At 72.3% G+C, this 21982-nt stretch carries 19 protein-coding genes and 1 pseudogene; 11 read left to right on the plus strand and 9 right to left on the minus strand.

Annotated elements, in window-relative coordinates:
* Positions 1 to 6: 6 nt before the first annotated feature.
* The 3 genes from ACIBJC_RS12915 to ACIBJC_RS12925 all read left to right on the plus strand — a co-directional run bounded on the left by ACIBJC_RS12915 (position 7) and on the right by ACIBJC_RS12925 (position 3172).
* Positions 7 to 1731, plus strand: a complete 1725-nt coding sequence (locus tag ACIBJC_RS12915) for an AMP-binding protein (RefSeq protein ID WP_399291457.1) — start codon at positions 7 to 9, stop codon at positions 1729 to 1731.
* Complete coding sequence (locus tag ACIBJC_RS12920) at positions 1728 to 2513, plus strand: enoyl-CoA hydratase family protein (RefSeq protein ID WP_399291460.1); 786 nt, start codon at positions 1728 to 1730, stop codon at positions 2511 to 2513. Before ACIBJC_RS12915 ends, ACIBJC_RS12920 begins: the two co-directional genes overlap by 4 nt.
* A gap of 77 nt (positions 2514 to 2590) precedes the next feature.
* Positions 2591 to 3172: a TetR/AcrR family transcriptional regulator gene (locus ACIBJC_RS12925; RefSeq protein ID WP_399291463.1), complete on the plus strand. Its 582-nt coding sequence runs from the start codon at positions 2591 to 2593 to the stop codon at positions 3170 to 3172.
* Between the two features lie 74 nt (positions 3173 to 3246).
* On the opposite strand, the gene ACIBJC_RS12930 is transcribed toward ACIBJC_RS12925, so the two are convergent.
* Complete coding sequence (locus ACIBJC_RS12930) at positions 3247 to 4365, minus strand: citrate synthase 2 (protein WP_399291466.1); 1119 nt, start codon at positions 4363 to 4365, stop codon at positions 3247 to 3249.
* 352 nt (positions 4366 to 4717) lie between these two features.
* Here ACIBJC_RS12930 and pdxH point away from each other — a divergent pair, with 352 nt between their 5' ends.
* Both pdxH and ACIBJC_RS12940 read left to right on the plus strand, forming a co-directional pair.
* The gene (gene pdxH, locus ACIBJC_RS12935) at positions 4718 to 5356 is read left to right on the plus strand and encodes a pyridoxamine 5'-phosphate oxidase (RefSeq protein WP_399291469.1); all 639 of its coding nucleotides are present in this window, start codon (positions 4718 to 4720) and stop codon (positions 5354 to 5356) included.
* Positions 5357 to 5784: 428 nt separating this feature from the next.
* Complete coding sequence (locus ACIBJC_RS12940) at positions 5785 to 7305, plus strand: PAS domain-containing protein (protein ID WP_399291472.1); 1521 nt, start codon at positions 5785 to 5787, stop codon at positions 7303 to 7305.
* Between the two features lie 125 nt (positions 7306 to 7430).
* On the opposite strand, the gene ACIBJC_RS12945 is transcribed toward ACIBJC_RS12940, so the two are convergent.
* The 3 genes from ACIBJC_RS12945 to ACIBJC_RS12955 all read right to left on the minus strand — a co-directional run bounded on the left by ACIBJC_RS12945 (position 7431) and on the right by ACIBJC_RS12955 (position 10980).
* Positions 7431 to 8930: a SulP family inorganic anion transporter gene (locus tag ACIBJC_RS12945; protein ID WP_399291475.1), complete on the minus strand. Its 1500-nt coding sequence runs from the start codon at positions 8928 to 8930 to the stop codon at positions 7431 to 7433.
* Positions 8931 to 9037: 107 nt separating this feature from the next.
* Complete coding sequence (locus tag ACIBJC_RS12950) at positions 9038 to 9622, minus strand: carbonic anhydrase (protein WP_399291478.1); 585 nt, start codon at positions 9620 to 9622, stop codon at positions 9038 to 9040.
* 593 nt (positions 9623 to 10215) lie between these two features.
* Positions 10216 to 10980, minus strand: coding sequence for an SIS domain-containing protein (locus ACIBJC_RS12955; protein WP_399291481.1), 765 nt, complete (start codon positions 10978 to 10980; stop codon positions 10216 to 10218).
* Positions 10981 to 11260: 280 nt separating this feature from the next.
* Between ACIBJC_RS12955 and ACIBJC_RS12960 the strand changes: the two genes are divergently transcribed.
* Together ACIBJC_RS12960 and ACIBJC_RS12965 are read left to right on the plus strand one after the other, a co-directional pair.
* Entirely contained in the window at positions 11261 to 11953 is a 693-nt protein-coding gene (locus tag ACIBJC_RS12960; RefSeq protein ID WP_329825003.1) for a metal-dependent transcriptional regulator, read from the plus strand.
* A 490-nt stretch (positions 11954 to 12443) separates the two neighbouring features.
* Positions 12444 to 13310, plus strand: a complete 867-nt coding sequence (locus ACIBJC_RS12965) for an alpha/beta fold hydrolase (protein ID WP_399292319.1) — start codon at positions 12444 to 12446, stop codon at positions 13308 to 13310.
* 1508 nt (positions 13311 to 14818) lie between these two features.
* Here the strand turns inward: ACIBJC_RS12965 and ACIBJC_RS12970 are convergent.
* Together ACIBJC_RS12970 and ACIBJC_RS12975 are read right to left on the minus strand one after the other, a co-directional pair.
* Positions 14819 to 15079: a hypothetical protein gene (locus tag ACIBJC_RS12970; RefSeq protein ID WP_399291486.1), complete on the minus strand. Its 261-nt coding sequence runs from the start codon at positions 15077 to 15079 to the stop codon at positions 14819 to 14821.
* Positions 15076 to 15330 (minus strand): hypothetical protein, encoded by a 255-nt coding sequence (locus ACIBJC_RS12975; RefSeq protein ID WP_399291489.1) that lies wholly within the window; start codon positions 15328 to 15330, stop codon positions 15076 to 15078. The genes ACIBJC_RS12970 and ACIBJC_RS12975 overlap by 4 nt, the downstream gene beginning before the upstream one ends.
* Positions 15331 to 15434: 104 nt before the next feature.
* Between ACIBJC_RS12975 and ACIBJC_RS12980 the strand changes: the two genes are divergently transcribed.
* Genes ACIBJC_RS12980 through ACIBJC_RS12990 form a run of 3 tightly spaced genes read left to right on the plus strand, consistent with a single transcriptional unit; the run spans position 15435 to position 16708 of the window.
* On the plus strand, positions 15435 to 16265 hold the full coding sequence (locus ACIBJC_RS12980; RefSeq protein WP_399291492.1) for a helix-turn-helix domain-containing protein: 831 nt from the start codon (positions 15435 to 15437) through the stop codon (positions 16263 to 16265).
* Positions 16262 to 16471 (plus strand): DUF397 domain-containing protein, encoded by a 210-nt coding sequence (locus ACIBJC_RS12985; RefSeq protein ID WP_399291495.1) that lies wholly within the window; start codon positions 16262 to 16264, stop codon positions 16469 to 16471. The genes ACIBJC_RS12980 and ACIBJC_RS12985 overlap by 4 nt, the downstream gene beginning before the upstream one ends.
* A gap of 27 nt (positions 16472 to 16498) precedes the next feature.
* Entirely contained in the window at positions 16499 to 16708 is a 210-nt protein-coding gene (locus tag ACIBJC_RS12990; RefSeq protein ID WP_399291497.1) for a DUF397 domain-containing protein, read from the plus strand.
* A 46-nt stretch (positions 16709 to 16754) separates the two neighbouring features.
* Here ACIBJC_RS12990 and ACIBJC_RS12995 read toward each other — a convergent pair whose 3' ends face one another.
* From ACIBJC_RS12995 to ACIBJC_RS13005, 3 genes and pseudogenes are all read right to left on the minus strand, one after another.
* Positions 16755 to 18386: a transporter gene (locus tag ACIBJC_RS12995; protein WP_399291499.1), complete on the minus strand. Its 1632-nt coding sequence runs from the start codon at positions 18384 to 18386 to the stop codon at positions 16755 to 16757.
* A complete protein-coding gene (locus ACIBJC_RS13000) occupies positions 18383 to 19189 on the minus strand; it encodes an ABC transporter ATP-binding protein (protein WP_399291501.1) in 807 nt (268 codons plus the stop codon). The genes ACIBJC_RS12995 and ACIBJC_RS13000 overlap by 4 nt, the downstream gene beginning before the upstream one ends.
* A 221-nt stretch (positions 19190 to 19410) precedes the next feature.
* Positions 19411 to 20088, minus strand: a pseudogene (locus ACIBJC_RS13005) (bifunctional DNA primase/polymerase); the annotation flags it as partial.
* A 320-nt stretch (positions 20089 to 20408) separates the two neighbouring features.
* On the opposite strand from ACIBJC_RS13005, the gene ACIBJC_RS13010 reads away from it, so the two are divergent.
* Positions 20409 to 21791, plus strand: a complete 1383-nt coding sequence (locus ACIBJC_RS13010; protein ID WP_399291503.1) for a transcriptional regulator — start codon at positions 20409 to 20411, stop codon at positions 21789 to 21791.
* Positions 21792 to 21982 lie beyond the last annotated feature (191 nt).

Consider the following 21982-nt stretch of genomic DNA (forward strand, 5'->3'; position numbering starts at 1 on the left):
TCCGCCATGGTGCACCACGGGGTTGACGGGGTCCGGGAGGGCCACGGGGTCCATGTGTTCCGCAGCGAGTACGCGGACGTCCCGGCCGTCGATCTGCCCATCCACGAGGCCGTGCTCGGCCGCGCCGCCGCGTACGGCGACACCGTCGCGCTCATCGACGGGACGACCGGCGTGTCCACCACATACGCCCAACTCGACGCCGCGCACCGGCGGATCGCCGCCGCGTTCGCCGACGCGGGGGTGTGCAAGGGCGATGTCCTCGCCCTGCACAGCCCCAACACCGTCGCGTATCCGGCGGTGTTCTACGCGGCGACCCGGGCCGGGGCCTCCGTCACCACCGCCCATCCCCTCGCCACCCCGGAAGAACTCGCCGCCCAGCTCCGCGACTCCGCCGCCCGCTGGATCGTCACCGTCTCGCCGTTACTCGAAGTGGCCCGAAGAGCCGCCGAGTTGGTCGGTGGGATCGAGGAGATCTTCGTCTGCGACCGGGCGCGCGGACACCGCTCGGTCCTCGACCTGGCGCGGTCGTCCGCACCCTTACCCGAGATCGCCATCGACCCCGGCGAGGACGTCGCGGCGCTCCCGTACTCCTCGGGCACCACCGGCGTCCCCAAGGGCGTGATGCTCACCCACCGTTCGATCGCCACCAACCTGGCGCAGCTCGAACCCGTCATGGGGATGGGCCCCGGCGACCGGATCCTGGCCGTACTGCCCTTCTTTCACATATATGGCCTCACCGCTCTGATGAACGCGCCCCTGCGGCACGGCGCGACCGTCGTCGTCCTGCCCCGCTTCGACCTCGACCAGTTCCTCGCGGCCATCGAGAAGTACCGCGTCAACGGGTTGTACGTGGCCCCGCCCATCGTGCTCGCCCTCGCCAGACACCCGGCCGTCGCCCGGTACGACCTCTCCTCGCTCGACTACGTCCTGAGCGCCGCCGCCCCGCTGGCCCGCCCGCTCGCCGCCGCCTGTGCGGCACGGCTCGGCCTGCCGCCCCTGCGGCAGGCGTACGGCCTCACGGAGCTGTCGCCCGGCAGCCATGTCGTCCCGCTCACCGCCGAGCACCCGCCGCCCGGCACCGTCGGCAAGCTGCTGCCCAGCACCGAGATGCGCCTCCTCGACCTGTCGGCCGAGGAGGGGACGGAACGCGACGCCGCCCCCGGCGCCGAGGGCGAGATCCTGGTGCGCGGCCCGCAGGTCATGAAGGGCTACCTCGGCCGCCCCGAGGCCACGGCCGGGATGATCGACCCGGCGGGCTGGGTGCACACCGGCGATGTCGGACGGGTGGACGCGGAGGGATGGCTCTTCGTCATCGACCGGGTCAAGGAACTCATCAAGTACAAGGGTTTCCAGGTCGCCCCGGCCGATCTGGAGGCCCTGCTGCTCACCCACGACTCCATCGCGGACGCGGCGGTGATCGGGGTGTACGAGGACGACGGCAACGAGGTGCCCAAGGCGTTCGTCGTACGCCGCGCGGGCGCGGAGGAGCTGACCGAGGCCGATGTCATGAGGTTCGTCGCCGACCGCGTCGCCCCGTACAAGAAGGTCCGCCGGGTCGAGTTCGTCGGGGGCGTGCCGCGCGCCGCGTCCGGCAAGATTCTCCGACGGGAACTGCGGGACCGTGAAACGCGGGGCCGTGAAACACGGGAGCGTGAAGCGCGGGACCGTGAAACGCGGGAGCGGGACGTGCGGGAGCGTACGGTGCGGGACCGCGAAAGGGAGAACACGTGACACCGAACACACCGTCCGCCCGGCCGACGGAATCCCGGGAGCCCCCGGACGCGCTGGTGACGACCGCCCACGACCGGGGCATCACCACACTGACCCTCGACTCGCCCGCGAACCGCAACGCCCTGTCGGCGCGGCTGGTCGACGCGCTCTCCGACGCGCTGGCGGCCTGCGGCGCCGACCCGGCCGTACGGGCGGTGGTGCTCACGCACACCGGCACCACCTTCTGCTCGGGCGCCGACCTCAAGGCCCCGGCCAACCCGTACACCTTCGTCGGCCTGATGCGGCAGATCGTCGCCCTGCCCAAGCCCGTCGTCGCGCGGGTCAGCGGCCATGTCCGGGCCGGCGGGCTCGGGCTGCTCGGCGCGTGCGACCTCGCGCTGGCCGACCGTACGTCCGACTTCGCGTTCACGGAGGTACGGATCGGGGTCGCCCCGGCGGTGATCTCGCTGCCGCTGCTGCCCCGGATCTCACCGCGCGCGGCGGCCCGCCACGTCCTCACCGGGGAGCGCTTCGACGCCGTACAGGCGGTCGCGGCCGGGCTGATCACCGAGGCCGCCGACGAGGTGGACGCCGCGCTCGCCCCCGTCCTCGACGCGCTGCGCGCCGCCTCGCCGCAGGGGCTCGCGGAGTCCAAGCGGCTGCTGACGGTCGATGTCCTGGACGCCTTCGACCGGTACGCGGAGGACCTCGTCCAGCGCTCCGCCACGCTCTTCATGACGCCGGAGGCGCGCGAGGGCATCGCGGCGTTCCTCGAACGGCGGGACGCGGCATGGGTGATCTAGAACCACAGGGGTCACAGGGGTCACAGGGGCCACCGAGGCGACTGGGACCGCCGGGACCGCCGACGGCGCCGGAGGCGATGGCGTTCGGGCCGAAGCAGGAGCGCAGCCGCGCCACGCGGCAGCGGCTGCTGGAGGCGGCCGTGGCCTGCCTCGCCGCGTACGGCTGGGCGGGCTCCACGGTCTCCGTCGTCGCCGAGCGGGCGGGTGTCTCGCGTGGCGCGGCGCAGCACCACTTCCCGACCAGGGAGGACCTGTTCACGGCCGCCGTCGAGCAGGTCGCGGAGGAACGGTCCGCCGCGCTGCGCGCCCTGGTCCCGGCGGGCCCGGGACACCGGCGCGCGGCGGTGGAGGGCATCGTGGCCCTCTACACGGGCCCGCTGTTCCGCGCCGCGCTCCACCTGTGGGTCGCGGCCTCGGACGAGGAGCGGCTACGGCCCCGGGTCACCGAGCTGGAGGCCCGGATCGGCCGGGAGACGCACCGGATCGCGGTGGAGCTGCTGGGCGCGGACGAATCCGTGCCGGGCGTACGGGAGACGGTGCAGGGGCTGCTGGACATGGCGCGCGGGCTGGGGCTCGCGACGCTGCTGACGGACGACCGGCGGCGGCGCGAGCGGGTCGTGGCCGAGTGGGCGCGGATCCTGGACGCGACGCTGGGCTGAGCGGCCCCGGAGGGAAAGCCGCCCGCCCCGGCGGTCTCGGACGGCCCCGCCGGGCTCAGACGATCCCGGCGGGCTCAGACGATCCCGGTGATGTCGTCGAACCCGTCGATCTCCCGGGGGTCGCGCGTCCCCGGCCCGACGTACCGCGCCGACGGGCGCACCAGCCGCCCCGTCCGCTTCTGCTCCAGGATGTGCGCGGACCAGCCGGCGGTCCTGGCGCAGGTGAACATCGACGTGAACATGTGCGCGGGGACCTCCGCGAAGTCCAGCACGATCGCCGCCCAGAACTCCACGTTCGTCGCCAGCACCCGGTCGGGCCTGCGCGCGTGCAGCTCCTCCAGCGCGGCCTTCTCCAGCGCCTCCGCCACCTCGAAGCGCGGCGCCGCCAGCTCCCGGGCCGTACGCCGCAGCACCCGGGCCCGCGGGTCCTCGGCCCGGTACACCCGGTGGCCGAAACCCATCAGCCGCTCGCCCCGGTCGAGCGCCTGCTTGACGTACGCCGTCGCGTCGCCCGTGCGCTCGATCTCCTCGATCATGCCGAGGACGCGCGAGGGCGCGCCCCCGTGGAGCGGCCCGGACATCGCGCCGACGGCGCCGGAGAGCGCGGCGGCGACATCGGCGCCGGTGGAGGCGATGACCCGGGCGGTGAAGGTGGAGGCGTTCATGCCGTGCTCGGCGGCCGACGTCCAGTAGGCGTCGACGGCCTTGACGTGCCGGGGGTCCGGCTCGCCGCGCCAGCGGATCATGAAGCGCTCCACGACCGAGTGCGCCTGGTCGATCTCGCGCTGCGGGACCATCGGCAGCCCCTGCCCGCGGGCCGACTGGGCGACGTACGAGAGCGCCATCACGGCGGCGCGCGCCAGATTGTCCCGGGCCGTGCGCTCGTCGATGTCGAGGAGCGGCTTCAGCCCCCAGACGGGCGCGAGCATGGCCAGGGCGGACTGGACGTCGACACGGATGTCCCCGGAGTGGACCGGGATCGGGAAGGGCTCGGCGGGCGGCAGACCGGGGTTGAACGCCCCGTCGACCAGCAGGCCCCAGACGTTGCCGAAGGACACCTGCCCGACCAGGTCCTCGATGTCGACGCCCCGGTAGCGCAGGGAGCCGCCCTCCTTGTCCGGTTCGGCGATCTCCGTCTCGAACGCGACGACGCCTTCGAGTCCCGGGACGAAGGAGGTGTCGAAGTCGGACATCAGGCGGCTCCTCGCGTGGTGTGCGGCGTCACGTGTGCGGTGTCGTGACGTGTGCGGTGGCGACATGTGGGGTGGCGACATGTGAGGTGGTGACGTGTGGGGTGGTGCCTGAGTGGTGGGGAGGACCACAGGGGTGTGGTCGGCCTGCCCCAGATTTTGGCGGGTTTCGACGGTACGGAAAGACGCGGCGGCGCGTGATAACCGGCACACTGCCAGATTTTGTCCCCCGAGGGTTGGCGGTCCTCCGTGCGGGGCAAACTCGGCCCTGCGGCAGGATGATCCCGTGCCTCACGAGACCCCGGAATCCTCCGCGGCTTCCGCCGCTCCCGCCGTTCCCGCAGATCCCGCCACGATGCGTGAGCAGTACCGCACCACTCCCCTGCTGGACATGGACCTCGCCGCCACTCCCATGGACCAGTTCGCCCGCTGGTTCGAGGAGGCCGCGGCCTGCGGCTTCTCCGAGCCGAACGCGATGGTGGTCTCCACGGCCACCCCCGAGGGCCGCCCGTCCTCGCGCACGGTGCTGCTGAAGGGGTACGACGGCCGCGGCTTCGTCTTCTTCACGAACTACACCTCGCGCAAGGGCCGGGAGATCGCCGCCAACCGCCAGGTCTCGCTGCTCTTCCCCTGGCATCCGCTGTCCCGGCAGATCATTGTCACGGGCACGGCGGTCCGGACCGGCCGCGACGAGACGGCCGCGTACTTCCGCACCCGCCCGCACGGCTCCCAGCTCGGCGCCTGGGCCAGCGACCAGTCCACCCCGATCGGCTCCCGCGAGGACCTGCTCCAGCGGTACGAGGCCCTGGCGGCCCGCTATCCGGAGGGCGAGCAGGTCCCGGTGCCGCCGCACTGGGGCGGCTTCCGGGTCAGACCGGAGACGGTCGAGTTCTGGCAGGGCCACGAGAACCGGCTCCACGACCGGCTGCGCTACGTCCACGGTGAGGGCCCGGACGGGCGGCCCGGCTGGCGGGTGGAACGGCTCTGCCCGTAGCCCCTGGCGCCGTAGCCCCGTAACGGCTTGGCCCCGTAGCCCCGTAGAACAGCAGAACCCCGCAGGCTCTGGTTCCTCCGAGGAGGAGCCGGCCGGACGTACCGGCGAGCCTGCGGGGCGGTGACTGCTGTGGATTGGGCCGGCGGGTTCACCGGCTCCGCACGGAGTGCGACGTCGGGCTGTCAGCCCGCAGCCACCTCACGAGTCCGGAAAGAAATCACTTCCGAATCACCTCCTTTCGGTGTGCTCACCACTCTAGGAAGCGGACCGCCACCGCTCAACCCAATTAACGGGTCGCTTCCGGAGCCGGTGATCGGGGACGATTTCGGGGAACGACGTGTGAGGTGGGCCACTATCGAGTTGAATGATCGTAGGTGCGGCAGCAGAGTCAGCGGCACAGGCGGAGACGTCCCGCAGGGGGTACCAGCATGAGTGCTTCTCGGAGTGAGACCGCCAATGCTCCCGGGCCGGACGAACCGGGGTCCGCTTCCGGGGCGGACGCCGGCGCCGGATCCGGGGGCCGGGCGGCGCCGGGCCGGGACGGGCCGGGGTCCGATCTGCTCGCGGCGCTGCTCGACGGGATGGACGCGGCGCTCTGCGCGTTCGACGCGGACGGCGTGATCACGCACTGGAACCGCGAGGCGGAGCGGATACTCGGCTGGTCCGCCGAGGAGGCCGTCGGCCGGCACGGCTTCGCCGGGTGGGCCGTACGGACCGCCGACGCGGACGAGGTCCAGGCGCGGCTGATGGCCGTGATGGACGGCCCCGACCGGCAGGTGGACGAGTTCGCCCTGCTGCGCAAGGACGGCGGCCGGGTCCTGATCCGTACGCAGTCGTCCGGGATGCGCGGCGCGGACGGCAAGCCCGCCGGGGTGTACAGCGCCTTCAGCGAGGTCCATGAGCAGATCGACCTCGAACGGTCCATCGCGCTCAGCGAAGCGCTTTTCGAGGACGCGGCCTGGGGTGTCGTCCTCGTCGACGTCGATCTGCGGCCGACCGTCGTCAACGTCCACGCGGCGCGGCTGCTCGGCTCCGGGCGCGCCTCCGTGCTGGGACGGCCGCTGGGCGAGCTGATCACACAGGGCGTGGAGGAGCTGGAGTCGGCGCTCCACCATGTGCTGTCGGAGGGCGCGTCGTCCGCCGTCGCCGAGCTGTGGATGACGGTCCGCACCCCGGACGGCGAGCGGCGGCGCTGCTGGCGGTGCGGCTTCCTGCGGCTGGCGTCACCACTGGCGGAGGAGCCGGTTCCGCTGGGTGTGGGCTGGATGTTCCAGGACGTGACGGAGCAGAAGCTGGCCGTGCAGGAGGCGGACCGGCTGCGGTTCCGCGGCAGCCAGTTGCACCGGGCGGGCCGGGCGGCGGCCGAGTGCGAGGACCCGATGGAGGCGGCGACGGTCTATCTGGACTTCGCGCTGGCGGGCTTCGCCGACCACGCCCTGATCGATCTGGTGGCGGAGGGCCGGCGCCCCGGAGGACTCGCTTCCGGTGCGTCCGGTCCCGTACGCCTCGTCCGTACGGTCGCCACGCCGGGCGGCGGAGCCTCGGGGCCCAGCACGCCGACCGGGTCGGGCTCCCTACCGGTGCGGTACGCGGCCGGGCATCCGGCGCTCCAGGCGATGGACCGTACGGGCTCGGTCCGGGCCAGCGCCCCGACGGGCAGGAACGGCGCGAACGGCGGCGGCGACGCGTACGGCGCCGCCGGCGCACCGCCGCCGAAGCCGGTGCCCGCGCCCGTGTGGGCGGCGTCCCGGCAGTGGCCGGAGGACTCCGTCCACGCCCTGTGCACGGTGCTGCGCAGCCGCGGCAGGTCGCTGGGCGTGGTGACCTTCCTCAGGGGCGCGAGCCGCACCGAGTTCGAACGGCCCGACGCGGTGTACGCGGAGGACGTGACCGTACGGATAGCCGCCTGCCTGGACCTCAGGGCCCTGCTGCCGGACACGGACGCCTGAGCGGGGAGCGCCTGAACCCGGAACGCCTGAGCGGGGAGCCGCCGGGGCCGGGAACCTCCCGAGCGGTAGGCGGACGCCCCGTACGGACACGGCGCCGGACAGGCTGAGCCGTCCGGCGCCGTACCTCAGGCTGTGCCCGAGCTGTTCTCCGCCGCCGCCACCGGCGGCAGCATCGTGACCGGCTCGGTCTCCGCGTCGTTGTGCCGCAGTGCCCAGTTCTCCAGGGCGATACGGCACGCGTGGTCGACATGGCGCAGACCCGACAGGTCCAGCTCGATCGGCTTGTCCTTCGGCAGCGCTTCGAGCTGCTCCATGATCCGGGGCAGCCGCAGGAACGTCGCGTTCCCCGTCACGGAGACCACCAGCCGGCCGCCGGTGAGCTCCCGCACGTCGACGTGGAGGTGCGAGATCTCCCAGGCCGTCTTGACCACCGCGAGCAGCAGCCCGAGCACCACGCCCTCGAAGAGGTTGGTGACCAGGACCGCGATCGCCGTGATGGCGAGGATCACGGCCTCGCCGCGGTGCTCCCGCCACAGCGGGGCCAGGTCCTTCACGGGGATGAGCTTGCACCCCGCGTGCACCAGGACGCCCGCGAGCGCCGCCAGCGGGATCACGCCGATCGCCGCGGGCAGCAGCGCCGCGAAGAGCAGCAGCCACACGCCGTGCAGGATCCGGGAGAGCGAGGTGCGCGCCCCCGCCTGGACATTGGCGGCGCTGCGCACGATGACCGCGGTCATGGGCAGCGCGCCGAGCGCGCCGCAGATCGTGTTGCCGACGCCCTGGGCCATCAGCTCCTTGTTGTAGTCGGTGCGCGGCCCGTCGTGCATACGGTCGACGGCGGCGGCGCTGAACAGGCTCTCCGCCGAGGCGATCAGGGTGAAGGCGAGGACGGTGCCGAGTACGGCGACGCCGCCGAGCTGGCTGAAGTCGCCGAGCCCGGGCGGGCTGACGGACTCCAGCAGGCCCTTCACCTCGACCTTGGCGATCGACAGGTCGAACAGCAGCGTCGCACCGGTGGCGAGCGCCACGGCGGCCAGCGGTCCCGGCACCACGCGGACCTTCGCGGGGAGCTTGGGCCACAGGACGAGGACGGCGACCGTACCGGCGCCGACGGCGAACGCGGTCAGCGCCGTACCGTTCGTGAAGATCTCGCCGACCAGCCCCGGGAGGCCCGTGAGCTTGGGGATGCCGCCGGACGGCTGGGGGGTGTCGGCCATCGCGTACACCTGGCCCAGGACCAGCACCAGGCCGATGCCGGCCAGCATGCCCTGCACCACGGCGATGGAGATGGCCCGGAACCAGCGGCCGAGGCCGAACGCCCCGAGCGCGAGCTGGAGCAGCCCGGAGACGAGGACGATGACGCCGAGCGCGCCCAGACCGAAGTCCTGGACGGCTTGGTAGACGAGGACGGTGAGCCCGGCGGCGGGGCCGCTCACCTGGAGCGAGCTGCCGGGCAGGAAGCCCACGACGATGCCGCCGACGATGCCGGTGACCAGGCCGAGTTCGGCGGGCACCCCGGAGGCGACGGCGACGCCCACGCAGAGCGGCAGAGCGACGAGGAAGACGACGAGTGACGCGAGGATGTCGCGCCTGAGGACCTGGCGGTCCTTCAAGAGGGTGAGCATGAGGGTGTCCTAGCTGTGAGACGGGGACGAACGACGTGGTGCGGCCAGGGTCGGACGACCTCAGCCACGGCCGGTTGCCGTGGCTGAGGTCGTGCCCTGGGCCGTGCTCACAGCGGTCTGAAGTCCCCGTCCAGCTCGGGCCGGTGGCTGCTCACGGCCCCGGTGTCCACTTCGTAGTACCAGGCGTGCAGCGAGAGTTGCCCGTCGGTGAGCCGCTCCCGTACCGCGGGATAGCCGCGCAGGGTGTCGAGTTGCGCCGCGGCGTGCTGCTGCACGGCGTGGGCGAGCTCGCGCGCGGAGGGCTGCCCGGTCGCGCAGTTGTCCAGCCAGCCGCGCACGGCCGGGACGGCGGACAGGTCGTCGCCGCGCACCATGGCTCCCACCGCGCCGCAGTGTGAATGACCGCAGACGACGATGTCGCGGACGTTGAGCACGCGCAGCGCGTACTCGATGGTGGCGGTCTCCCCGCCGGGCCGCTGCTCGTCGTACGAGGGGACGATGTTGCCCGCCGTACGCAGTTCGAACAGCTCCCCCGGGCGGGCGCCGGTGATGAGGGAGGGGATGACTCGGGAATCCGAGCAGGTGATGAAGAGGGCTTGGGGCGCCTGCCCCGCGGCGAGTTCACGGAACTCGTCGGGACGCTCCGCCACCTGGACGGAGAACGAACGGGCGTGGTCGATGAGTGACTTCATGATGGCCTGCCTCCTGCACCCCCGGTCTTGCCGGGGCGCGGTGTGGTCGGGTCAGTGGGGGGTGAAACGAGATAAGAGCGGGATAAGAGCCGGCCGGTCAGGCGGCGTGAATCCTGCGTCTCGGGGTGAGCGCGTGGCTCGGTCGGAATCTCACTGCTCGCCCTTTCCTTCGCGTGGATACGTGGATACACGGATGCCCGGTGCCGAAGCTCCAATGATGCAGCACCGCAGCCTCCACCACTTTGCCTGAACATTACCTGTAGATGAAAGCTCAAAATTCCGCCAAGTGTTCCTTTCGTGACGCAAAGTGGCGGTTCTGGATCGTGTGTGCGAGCAGAGTTCATGCGAACGGTTCCCGCAGACCCCGGTATTCACCGGGGGTCCCGTGGCTATCCCGTCGCGCGGGCGAAAGAACGTTGCATTGGTGACGCGGAGGCGCCCGGGCGCGTCCCGGCGATAGTTTCGGGCGTGTGTCGCGGAAGGCGTCGGAGCGCTGCTTCGAGGCGCGTCGTGGCCGCGGCGGAGCTGAGGCGTGGAGAAACGGGAGGAGTGGAGAGAGCGGAGGAGCGGGAGAGAGTGGAGGAGCGGGCGGATCAGTGCCGGTAGAAGATCCGGTCCCGGTTCTCGGTCATCACCCGGCCGTTCCACTCGGTGCCGCCGTCGACATTGCCCGACCGCAGCAGCGGCGGCTCGATGCCGCGCCCGGCCAGCTCCCCGGCGCCCGCGGCCATCATCGCCTGCATCAGGGCGCTGGTGACGACCGTGGAGGCTGGCGCGAACGGCGCCGCTACGCCCGGGGCCGTCAGCTCCGCGTCGCCGACCGCGATCCCGCTGTCGAGGACGATGTCGCAGTGGTCCTTCAGGAACGTCCCGCTGCGGTGCCGGGAGCGCGTCTGCGTCGCGTACGCCACGGAGGTCACCCCGATCACCGTCAGCCCCAGGGCCCGCGCGTTCATGGCCATCTCGACGGGCAGCGCGTTCCGCCCGGAGAGGGAGACGATCACCAGCAGGTCCCCGGCGGTGGCGGGGCTGGAGTCCAGCACGGCCGCCGCCAGGCCCTCCACCCGCTCCAGCGCGGAGCCGAGCGGGGCGGGCATGACGTCGACACCGACGACGCCGGGGACGACGAGCAGATTCATGGTGGCGAAGCCGCCTGCCCGGTAGACGACGTCCTGCGCGGCGAGCGAGGAGTGCCCGGCGCCGAAGGCGAAGAGCCGGCCCCCGGAGGCGACCGTGTCGGCGACCGCGGTGCCGGCCGCGGCGATCCGCCCGGACTGTTCCTCCCGTACCCTCCGGAGCAGGCCGATCGCCGCGTCGAAGAACTGGTCGGCAGGCTTGCTCTCGCTCGTCGAGCTCATCGAGGAGCCCCTTCCGGAGGTGGGGATCAGGGGCGGGTTCCCGGGCGGGAATGTCTGTGCCGCGGATCACGTTGAGGTCTGGACCATTGCTCTGTCAATACCGCTGTCCGCACCGCTGTCCGCCCGGGAGGGGCCCGGCTCCGCAGGGTCTCCCCGGCCGGTCTTCGCGCGGCCTCCGCGCGACTGTCCCAAGGACCGTGCTCTCCTGCGAGGCACGCTTGTCGGTGGCATGCGTCAGAATTGAGTCAGGGCCAGCGCACGATTTATTCGAGGGGCACGAATGTCCGGACTGATCGACACGACGGAGATGTATCTCCGCACCATCCTTGAGCTGGAAGAGGAAGGTGTGGTCCCGATGCGCGCCCGGATCGCGGAGCGGCTCGATCAGAGCGGCCCGACGGTCAGCCAGACCGTGGCGCGGATGGAGCGCGACGGCCTGGTGACGGTCGCGGGCGACCGGCATCTGGAGCTGACGGAAGAAGGGCGCAGGCTGGCGACGCGCGTCATGCGCAAGCACCGGCTCGCGGAATGCCTCCTGGTCGATGTCATCGGCCTGGAGTGGGAGCAGGTGCACGCCGAGGCGTGTCGCTGGGAGCACGTGATGAGCGAGGCGGTGGAGCGCCGGGTGCTCGAACTGCTGCGCCACCCGACGGAGTCGCCGTACGGGAACCCGATCCCGGGGCTGGAGGAGCTGGGCGAGAAGGCCGAGGCCGACCCCTTCCTCGACGCGGGGATGGTGAGCCTGGCGGAGCTGGATCCGGGCGCCGAGGGCAAGACCGTCGTCGTACGGCGGATCGGTGAGCCGATCCAGACGGACGCCCAGCTCATGTACACCCTGCGGCGGGCGGGCGTACAGCCCGGCTCTGTGGTGAGTGTGACGGAGTCGCCTGGTGGGGTACTGGTAGGGAGCAGTGGCGAGGCGGCGGAGCTGGTGTCCGAGGTGGCGTCGCACGTCTTCGTAGCCAAGCGCTGAGACCGGCGGACCCGGTCGCGGGCTGCCGGTGGTGAGGGCGCCCGAGGGCGCTCGGGGGGTGACGCGGCGGACGTGGGGAGCGTCCGTGGCGGCGGGGGAGGGACGGCTGATGCGTGGCGTGATCTGCTCGTACGGCGACGGGGGCCGGTGGCGGCGCGCCCCGGCGCGCGCTTCTCGCGAGCCGGGCCCCGGCGCCTCGCGGCACCGGAGCCCGGCCGCCCCCACGCCGACCCGGAGCCCCGAGCTCCCAGGGTCGTCCCCTTCGGACCGTCATCCCCGAGCGGCCCGCCTCCCGGAGAAGATCTCCCCTGGAGGCCGCCCGGCAATCCTGGAGCGTGGTCACTCGAACGAGCGGTGTTACACACGAGACCCGCGTGTTCGAATAAGAGTTCGATAGCCTGGCGTGGTGCGGGTCCAGGACCGGTCGGTCCGGGACCCGGGCCCCGAGTCCGTGAGCGAGTCGGTGGGACCGAAGGGGGTGCCGGGACGCATGGTGCGGCGTATCGATGTAACCGGAACGGACGGCGTACGTCTCGCTGCCTGGGAGTTCGCCGACCCGCCGGGGGCCACGGCAGGCTCCCCGGTGGACGGCTCCGGGGTCTTACTGCTGCACGGCCTGATGGGCCGCGCCTCGCACTGGGACGGCACGGCGCGCTGGCTCGCGGCCCGGCACCGGGTGGTCGCGTTCGACCAGCGGGGCCACGGCCACAGCGAGAAGCCGCCGGAGGGCCCCTTCACCCGCGAGGCGTACGTCGACGACGCGGAGACCGTGATCGAGCGGCTGGGCCTCGCGCCCGTCACGCTCATAGGCCACTCGATGGGCGCGCTCACGGCCTGGCAGTTGGCCGCCAAGCGCCCCGACCTGGTCCGCGCCCTGGTCATCTGCGACATGCGGGCCTCGGCGCTGGGCGCGGCGTCCCAGCGGGAGTGGGGCGACTGGTTCCGCACCTGGCCGGTGCCGTTCGCCTCGCTCGCGGACGTCCGGAAGTGGTTCGGCGAGGAGGACCCCTGGCTGGAGCGCCCCACGCCGGCCCGCGGGGACTTCTTCGCGGAGGTCATGGCCGAACGCCCGGACGGCTGGCGCCCGGTCTTCTCGCGCCGCCAGATGATGACGTCCCGCGACACCTGGGTCCATGACGCGCACTGGGACGAACTGGCCCAGGTCCAGTGCCCCACGCTGGTGGTCAGAGGCCTGGACGGCGAGCTGGGCAGGGCCGAGGCCCAGGAAATGGTCCGGGTGCTCCCGAGAGGCCGGTACGCGGAGGTGCCGGACGCGGGCCATCTCGTCCACTACGACCGCCCGGAGGAGTGGCGGGCGGCGATAGAGCCGTTCCTGGAGGGCGTGCTGACGGGGTGACCGGGGGCGAGTGACCGGGGGTGGGGGCTGGGGGTGGGCGTTGGCTGCGCTGGTGTGGTGGGTGCGGGTTCGGGCCGAGGTGTGACGGGCGTGGCCCGGTGGTGCATTGCTCACCGCGCCCCGCCCCCTCCTGGGTTTGATGTTCGCGGTTCCGGGGCGAGCGTCAAGGGCGCTCCTTCGTCGCGTCGGCTGCGCCGATGTCGCTGCGCTCCACCCTTGACCCTCGTCCCTCCACCGCTGGTAGAGCAGTGGGGAGGGGGCGGGGGGGAGGGGTCCCCTGGGAAACACCGATGTCCCTGGGGTCCGTTCCAGGCTGGCCGGTCGGCTCGCCCTGCGGGGCGCGCGGTCGTGGAGTGGGGCGGCTGGGCTTTCGTCAAGCGGCTCTCCTCCGGGTGTGGGTGGGGGTGCATGCCCCGCTGGTCACTCATGGTGGGTGGGAAGAGGATGTCGGGCGGACTCCGGTGGCGTAAGACGTAAGCGGAGTGACGTATGTGACTGATGTGACGAGGGAGGCGGCTCTCGGGGAAACCGTGTGCCGGGAGTCCCGTTCTGGGGAGTTCCTGGCACCCGATCGAGGAATCCGGGGCCGCCGTCACCCTCACCGGCACCCTCGCGCCGCCTTTCCGGCCCGACCATGCCTCACCCGGGTCGATCACCACCGGCCACCCACGGCGGGTGACCAGCGGGGCATGAGTCTCAGCGCACGTCCGGTGGAGAGCCGCTTGACGAGAGCCGGGCCACCCCACTCCACGACCGCGCGCCCCGCAGGGCGAGCCGGCCCGGCAGCCTGGGGCCGGCCTCAGCAACGAGCATGGCCCCCAGGGGACCCCTCCCCCCGCCCCCTCCCCACTGCTCTACCAGCGGTGGAGGGACGAGGGTCAAGGGTGGAGCGCAGCGACATCGGCGCAGCCGACGCGACGAAGGAGCGCCCTTGACGCTCGCCCCGGAACCGCGAACATCAAACCCAGGAGGGGGCGGGGCGCGGTGAGCAATGCACCACCGGGCCACCGCATCCGGGAAGCGCTGTACGGCGCAGCGAAACGGGGCCGGTATCCGGGCGGCCGGTCGCCGGAACCGGTCGAACCATCGGGGCTTCCGGTGCCGTCGGCGACGGGTGCGGGGCGCCAGGGGCGGTACGTACGCGGGCGCGTGCACGGGCAGCACCGTGAGCGTGTACCGCCCGCTGGGGTCGACGGCGCGGAGAGTGAACGCGGCGCCCGCGAGGAGCTGGTTGCGCGCCGCCGCTTGCGCCTCGAAGTTGTCGCACCAGGACCGGAGTTCGGTGGGCGCGTCGGTAGCGGGGGTTTCCTCGTGAACGAGTACACCGGGCGGGGCCCACGGGGAACACGGGTCGGGGTCGAGTCCGTCGGCGATGCGCCGGGCCTGGCAGCGCAGGAACGAGAGGGCCAGGTCCGGGGACACAGTCTGTCGTGCGGCGAGGACGACGCGTACCCATGTGCCGGGGACCGGACCCTCGCCGGTCACGGTCACGTGGTAGAGGCGCGTACTCACCTCCGCTTCCCCGCAGGCCCCTGCTGCTTGCGGTGCAGAGCGGCCAGGGCGCGCAGTTGCAGCCGTTCCCGTTCGGTCGCGGGACGGATCGCGACCAGCGTCGCCTGCCAGGTGTGGCCCGAGGGGCGGATCAGCCAGGCCGCCGATCCGGCGAAGGACCGGATGACACCCGGCATGTCCGCCCGGGGATCGAACACCGCCGTGCCGACGCGCAGTTCGGGCGTCGTACGGGACGGGCGGCCGGCCGGGGAGGTCACAGCACCTCACCCCTGCTTCGCGCGTTCGCGCGGGCGGTTTGGGCCCGCAAACGCTCTCCGGGGCTCGCCGGCCGCACACCCTCGGGGGCAACAGTCCATTCCGTACCGCCGGTTACGGCACGCAGGGACCAGAGCCCGCACCACTCACCCCGAAACTCACCGACCCGCTCCTGTGCGTCGACCATCAGCGTGCCAAGGGTTGGGACGTGCGGGGGCTCCCGCCGCTCGGCGGGAACGCTCCTTTCGGACACGACCACTCCTCTCCGTAGTGAATCCACTACCCAGAGCGGTCAGCGTGGCTTAGGGTTGGGGAATCCTCAACTTGTGTGGACCGATCGGAGAGTTGGTTGTCCGGATGGTGAACCGTAAGGATCTTGACCCCGAAGGATCGCCCGGTGCGCGCTTCGGCCAGCGGTTACGCACGCTGCGGGACGAGCACGGCTGGACGCAGGACGAGCTAGGGGCACGCATGGGGTGCACCGGGACACATATTTCTGCCGTAGAAACTGGTCGGCGCCCGCCAACTCATCGCTTCGCGGCTAGTGCTGACAGGGTGTTCGGCACCGGAGACAGGCTCGAACGCCAGAGCCGCGCCGTAAGGAACACCGCGATACTTGAGGGCTTCCCGGAGTTCGTTGCTCACGAGGTACGCGCGGCAGAGATCAGGCTCTTTGAGCTGGGCATCATTCCGGGGTTGCTCCAGACCCCCGAATACGCCGCAGCCATCACCACGGGCGCCGTGCGACGGGGCGCGATCACAGAGCAGCAGGCAGAAGAACGGTTGGCGCTACTCGCGAAGCGGCAAGCGTCCCTGGAGCGAACTCCCGCACCTCTGGTCTACGCAGTGCTGGACGAGAGCTGCATTCGGCGGCCGGTGGGCGGCCCCGGAGTCATGGCTGAGCAGCTCGACCGGCTTGCGGCGTTCGCCGAACTGCCCTCAACGGTCCTCCAAGTGGCTCCGTACGATCTCGGCGAGCGGCGTGCGTTCGATCTGCCCCTCTACATCCTGACGATGCCGGACCGCTCGCTCATGGCCTACGCCGAGTCCGCACTGCAAGGGCGACTGGAGCGCGATATGAGGTTCATCCAGCCCTTGTTGACGGCCTACCATCAACTACAGGCCGAAGCCGCTTCACAGGCGGCATCCGTGGCCATGATCAACAAGGCCCGAAGGGATACCCCGTGACGACCGAGCCCCTGCACTGGTTCAAGTCCTCCTACAGCAGCAACGGCGGTGCCTGCGTGGAAGTCGCGGCGAACCTCGTCGCCTCGCGCGGCATGGTCCCCGTCCGTGACTCGAAGGATCCGCGCGGCCCGGTGCTGGACTTCCCCGCCGGTGCGTTCGCCTCCTTTGTCGCGGGCGTCAGGGCCGGGCAGTTCGGCGCCGTCTGAGATCAGTTAGTTGGGAGAGGGCACCCCGTGACGACCGAATCCCCTCATTGGTTCACGTCCTCGTACAGCAACAACGGCGGCAACTGCGTGGAAGTCGCGGCGAACCTCGTCGCCTCGCGCGGCATGGTCCCCGTCCGTGACTCGAAGGATCCGCGCGGCCCGGTGCTGGACTTCCCCGCCGGTGCGTTCGCCTCGTTCGTCGCGGGCGTCAGGGCCGGGCAGTTCGGCGCCGTCTGACCGCGCGGGGGCGGGGCGGCTACGGAAACGCCCCGCCCCCGCCCCCTCACCCCTTGCTGACCGCCGTCAGGATCTCCGGGAGGCGTGTCGCCGTCTGCGGGGCCGCCAGGCGCAGTCCGCCGAGGGCGATCAGTGCGCCGTACGCCGTGCCCACGGGGAGCAGGAGCCAGGTGCGGTCGCCCAGGTTCGTGAGGTGGAGCCAGATCGTCAGGGCGAGGACCGGGGCGCAGAGCAGGGCCGCGCCGAGCATGCCGCCGAAGATGGAGATCCAGGCGAGCCCCGCCTGGCCCGGGGCGACGTTCTTGTAGCCGCTGTCCTGGGGGATGGAGTACGGGAAGCGCGCCGAGGCCACCGCGCCTGTCGCCAGCATCGCGCCGAGCAGGGCGAAGGAGAGGCCGAGGGCCTCCGGGAGGGCGGTCCAGTCGCCCAGCACGGCCGCCGTGGCGACGGTGACCAGCGTCGCGTACGGCAGCGTGACCACCAGCAGGGCGAGTGCCCGCGCCCGCAGTTCCAGGTAGGCGTCCCGGGTCGAGGAGATCGTCAGCGCGACCATCCAGAACGCCGAGGTGTCCTGGCCGAACTGGTTGTACATCTGGATGCCGAGCATGCCGGCCGCGAAGCACGCGAAGTAGATCGTGCCCGTGCCCTGGAGCGCGTTGAACAGCGGCACGATCAGGCCGATCGCCAGCGAGGTCGCCCACGCGGCCTTCGTCTTGGGGTCGCGCCACACGTACCGCAGGCTGCGCTTCATCACCGTGGCCGTACGCCCCTCGGGGAACGCCGCCGCCAGCAGGCGTCCCGGGCCCCGGCCCGCCGTCGCCTCCCTGCGGCCCTGCTGCCCGGCGCCCAGTGTCGAGCCGTCCGGGGCCGTCATCAGCTTCACCAGCGACCGCTGCCACGCGTACAGCAGCGCCGCCAGCGCGAGGCCCGTCAGCAGCAGTTGCGCCACGGCGCGCCCGTACGCGCCCTCGCTCACGGAGCCGACCGCGCCGAGCGCCGCCGCGGGCGGCAGCCACCGTACGACGCCCGTCACCGGGTCGAGCGCCGCGAGGCCGCCCGCGTCGCCCAGGCGCTGCGCGGCGAAGTTGACGATCTGGACGCCGACGGCGATCACCAGTCCGCTCAGCACGGCCAGGTCGCGGCCCTTGCGCGAGGTCAGCAGCCGGATGTTGGCCGCCGCGACGGCCCGCGCGAGCGCGACGCACACCAGCAGCGCCAGCGGTACGGCGAGGACCGCGACGGCCGCCGCGCCCGCGCCGTGCGCCGTCGCGATGGCCGACCCGGTCAGCAGGCAGAGCGTGAACAGCGGCCCGATCCCCACCAGGGACGTCACCAGCAGCGCCCGTACCAGGGGCTCCGGCCGCAACGGCAGCATCACGAGCCGCGTCGGGTCCAGGGTCTCGTCACCGCTGGGGAAGAACAGCGGCAGCACCGCCCAGCCCAGCGCCAGCACGGCGGTCAGCAGCACCACGACGGTGTCCACATGGGCGGTGTCGCGCAGCAGCACCAGGCCGAGTACCTGCGCCGCCGTGACCAGCAGCACGAGGACCACGGTCGCGACGTACGCGGCGGTACGGCCCGAGGACTGGCGCAGTCCGTTGCGCAGCAGGGAGAGTTTGAGCCGTACGAAAATGGGGGTGAGCGGGGGAGTGGCCGGGCCTGTGGGTGCGGTGCTCATCGCGTACCGCCGCCCAGCCAGTCGAGGTGGTCCCCGCCGCCCTGTCCCTGCGCGCCGACGAGTTCGAGGAAGGCGTTCTGGAGGGACGCCGCGTCGCCCCGTACCTCCGCGAGGGTGCCCTGTGCGCGGATCCGGCCCGCCGCCATCACCGCGACCCAGTCGCACAGCGACTCCACCAGCTCCATGACATGGCTGGAGAAGACGACGGTGGCGCCCGAGGCGGTGTAGCGCTCCAGGACGCCCCGGATCGTCTGCGCGGAGACCGGGTCGACGCCCTCGAACGGCTCGTCCAGGAAGAGGACCTGCGGGTTGTGCAGCAGCGCCGCCGCCAGTCCGATCTTCTTCCGCATGCCGGTCGAGTAGTCGACGACGAGCTTGTGCTGCGCGCCCGCCAGGTCGAGCACGTCGAGGAGCTGCGTGGCCCGCTTGTCGACCTCGGGTCCCGGCAGCCCCCGCAACCGTCCGTTGTAGCCGAGGAGTTCGCGCCCCGAGAGCCGTTCGAAGAGCCGCAGCCCCTCCGGCAGGACCCCGATCCGCGCCTTGACCTCGGCCGGGTCACGCCAGACGTCGTGTCCGGCGACCACGACCCGGCCCTGGTCGGGACGGAGCAGGCCGGTGATCATGGAGAGGGTGGTGGTCTTGCCCGCGCCGTTCGGTCCGACCAGCCCGATGAACTGGCCGGCGGGCAGTTCCAGATCGATGCCCGCGACGGCGATCTGCTCACCGAAGCGCTTCCACAGCCCCTCGACCCGCACGGCCGCCGCCGTGACCGACCCCGCCTCTCGTGTTGTCCGGTCCGGCATGACGCACGACCTCCCCGTGTCCCGTAATTCCCTGACATCCCTTTTCCGGGAGTACGGGAACCACCCTACGTACGCCGTGCGCGCCTGCCCCCGCCGTGCCGTGCCTACCCGTTCCCGCCCCGCGCGTTCCCGCCGTACCCGTTCCCGTTCCCGTTCCCGCCCTGCCCGTTCCCGCCGTACCCGTTCCCGTTCCCGCCCTGCCCGTTCCCGCCCCGCCCGCGCCGGGCCCGTACCGCTGCCGCCTCCTGGCCGCACGCGTACGCCAGCGGGCTGATCAGCTCCGCCACGTCCGGCAGCCAGCGGTTGGCCGGGGTCGGCCCGCACGCCCACTGCACCGCGCCCCTGCCGCCCACCCGGGTCGGCGGCGCCGCCACGTAGTGGCCCTCGCCGCGCGCGTCCAGGTCGACCGACTCCGGGGCCCAGCCCAGTTGCCGTACGAGGGCGTCCGCCTTCGCCGCCCCGCCGGTCAGCACGAGGAAGACCATCCGCCGGTCCGGGGTGCGGATCACCGGGCCCAGCGTCAGCGCCATCCGCTCCATCCTGGCCAGCGCCAGGAAGCCCGCCGACTCCGGTACGTCCAGCACGTCGAAGGCGCGCCCCGTCGGCAGCAGGACCGACGCGCCCGGCTGCTTCGACCACAGCCTCCGTACCGCCGCCGGGCTGCCCGTCGCCAGGCCGGCCCACTCGGGGCCCGTGGCGTGCGCCCCCGGGGAGGCGCACTCCGTCCGCTCGCAGGAGCACCGCTCCCCGCCGGCCACCGGCACCAGCCGGGTGCCGGGGAACACCTCCCAGTGCCGCTCTTCCGCGTACCGCACCGCACTGTCGAGCAGCAGGTCGCCCCGCTGCCCGGGGATCCGGGCGGTGTCCGTGACTCCGATGGTCTCTTCCACGCAGAGCACAACTCCCGCCACCAGCACGGGTTACGGGCGCGAGACGGCGCGCCACGCGCCTTGATCACGCAAATGGGGCGCATCGATGCATGTATGGGGGCGCGCGGGAAGGGGTGGAGCGGTACGCGGGTAACCACCCTCGGGGGTCGGACACCATATGGGCAGCGCAGGGCCGCGCACGACCGGTGCTCGGTCGTGGGCCGGCCGTGGTCATGGAGGTTTCCGGAAAGACCTAGATTATTTGCGTTATTGCCGAACATGCGCATTCTCCGCACATTTGCCGGGCAGTGTTCACAGAGTTGATCACTGCGGCCACAGGGGGTATTCCATTGGCAGCCAGGCCACTCGTCGCGCGCCAGCCGAACGAACGGCTCCAGGCGCTCATCCAGGAAGCCGGGTGCTCCAACGCCGGGCTCGCGCGGCGCGTCAACATGGTGGGAGCGGAGCGCGGGCTGGACCTGCGCTACGACAAGACATCGGTGGCCCGCTGGTTACGCGGCCAGCAGCCGCGCGGCCGGGCCCCGGGCATCATCGCCGAGGCACTGGGCCGCAAACTGGGCCGTACGGTCACGATCGACGAGATCGGCATGGCCAACGGGAAGAACCTCGCCTCGGGGGTCGGCCTCCAGTTCTCGCCGACGGTCATGGGGGCGATCGAGCAGGTCTGCGAGCTGTGGCGCAGCGACGTCGGGCGCCGGGACTTCCTCTCCGGCTCGGCGGTGGCCTCCTCGGCGCTCGTCGAGCCCAGCCGGGACTGGCTGATCACGGGCGCCGACTCGGCGGTCGCGCGCAACACCGGGGCGCGGGTGGGTGATTCGGACGTCGAGGCGGTACGGGCGATGACCCGCGCGCTCATCGCGCTGGACCACCGCTTCGGCAGCGGCCATGTCAGGCCGGTCGTCGTGCACTACCTGAACAGCGTGGTGGCGGGGCTGCTGGCCGGTTCGTACCGGGAGACGGTCGGCCGCCGGCTCTTCTCCGCCGTGTCCCGGCTGACCGAACTGGCCGGGTACATGGCGGTCGACACCGGCCAGCCGGGGCTCGCCCAGCGCTACTACATCCAGGCGCTGCGCCTCGCCCAGGCCGCCGGGGACCGGGGGTACGGGGGGTACGTCCTGGCCGCGTCCATGAGCCATCTCGCCGCCCAGCTCGGAAACCCGCGCGAGATCGCCCAGTTGGCGCGCGCGGCGCAGGAGGGGACGCGCGGTCAGGTGCCGCCGCGGGCCCAGGCCATGTTTCACGCGGCGGAGGCGCGCGGCCACGCGCTGCTCGGCGACACCCGTACCTGCGAGGCGGCGGCGGGCCGGGCGATCACGGCGCTGGAGCACGTGGACGACGGCGCGGGGGAGGACCCGGACTGGATCGAGCACTTCGACCACGCCTACCTCTCCGACGAACTGGCGCACTGCTACCGGGATCTGGGCCGCCCCGAAGCGGCGGCGCGGCACGCCTCGGCGGCGCTGGAGGGCCACCCGGAGTCCCGGGCGCGGCGCCGGGCGATCGGCCTCGTCCTGCTGGCGACGGCACAGGTCCAGCAGCGCGAGGTGGAGCAGGCGTGCCGGACCGGCACGCGCGCCGTGGAGTTGCTGGGGACGCTGCGCTCCAGCCGGGGCGCGGAGTATCTGGAGGACCTCCAGCAGCGGCTGGAGCCGTACGGGGACGAGCCCGCGGTACGGGAGTTCGGGGCGCGGCTGGAGATCCAGGCGGCCTGAGGGCCGGTCGGGCCGCCCGAGTCCCGTGGGTGGTGGCCCGATTTCAGCGTGGCCCGATTCCCGCGTGGCCCGGTGGGGGCAGGGCGCGGCGTTTTCGTGGGGGTGTCGTGAGGGCGCGGTGCGGACACCGTGCCCTCGGTCAATTCCGCTGGGACGCGTACGACTTCACGCCCTCCACCTGCGTCTTTGCA

The organism is Streptomyces sp. NPDC050509 (genome assembly GCF_044457965.1).
In the GTDB taxonomy this organism is placed as follows: domain Bacteria; phylum Actinomycetota; class Actinomycetes; order Streptomycetales; family Streptomycetaceae; genus Streptomyces.

Coding starts and splice junctions, on each gene's coding strand:
- ACIBJC_RS12915 (WP_399291457.1), top strand. CDS start 7: ATGGTGCACCACGGGGTTGACGGGGTCCGGGAGGGCCACGGGGTCCAT.
- ACIBJC_RS12925 (WP_399291463.1), top strand. CDS start 2,591: ATGGCGTTCGGGCCGAAGCAGGAGCGCAGCCGCGCCACGCGGCAGCGG.
- ACIBJC_RS12930 (WP_399291466.1), bottom strand. CDS start 4,365: ATGTCCGACTTCGACACCTCCTTCGTCCCGGGACTCGAAGGCGTCGTC.
- pdxH (WP_399291469.1), top strand. CDS start 4,718: ATGCGTGAGCAGTACCGCACCACTCCCCTGCTGGACATGGACCTCGCC.
- ACIBJC_RS12940 (WP_399291472.1), top strand. CDS start 5,785: ATGAGTGCTTCTCGGAGTGAGACCGCCAATGCTCCCGGGCCGGACGAA.
- ACIBJC_RS12945 (WP_399291475.1), bottom strand. CDS start 8,930: ATGCTCACCCTCTTGAAGGACCGCCAGGTCCTCAGGCGCGACATCCTC.
- ACIBJC_RS12950 (WP_399291478.1), bottom strand. CDS start 9,622: ATGAAGTCACTCATCGACCACGCCCGTTCGTTCTCCGTCCAGGTGGCG.
- ACIBJC_RS12955 (WP_399291481.1), bottom strand. CDS start 10,980: ATGAGCTCGACGAGCGAGAGCAAGCCTGCCGACCAGTTCTTCGACGCG.
- ACIBJC_RS12960 (WP_329825003.1), top strand. CDS start 11,261: ATGTCCGGACTGATCGACACGACGGAGATGTATCTCCGCACCATCCTT.
- ACIBJC_RS12965 (WP_399292319.1), top strand. CDS start 12,444: ATGGTGCGGCGTATCGATGTAACCGGAACGGACGGCGTACGTCTCGCT.
- ACIBJC_RS12980 (WP_399291492.1), top strand. CDS start 15,435: ATGGTGAACCGTAAGGATCTTGACCCCGAAGGATCGCCCGGTGCGCGC.
- ACIBJC_RS12995 (WP_399291499.1), bottom strand. CDS start 18,386: ATGAGCACCGCACCCACAGGCCCGGCCACTCCCCCGCTCACCCCCATT.
- ACIBJC_RS13000 (WP_399291501.1), bottom strand. CDS start 19,189: ATGCCGGACCGGACAACACGAGAGGCGGGGTCGGTCACGGCGGCGGCC.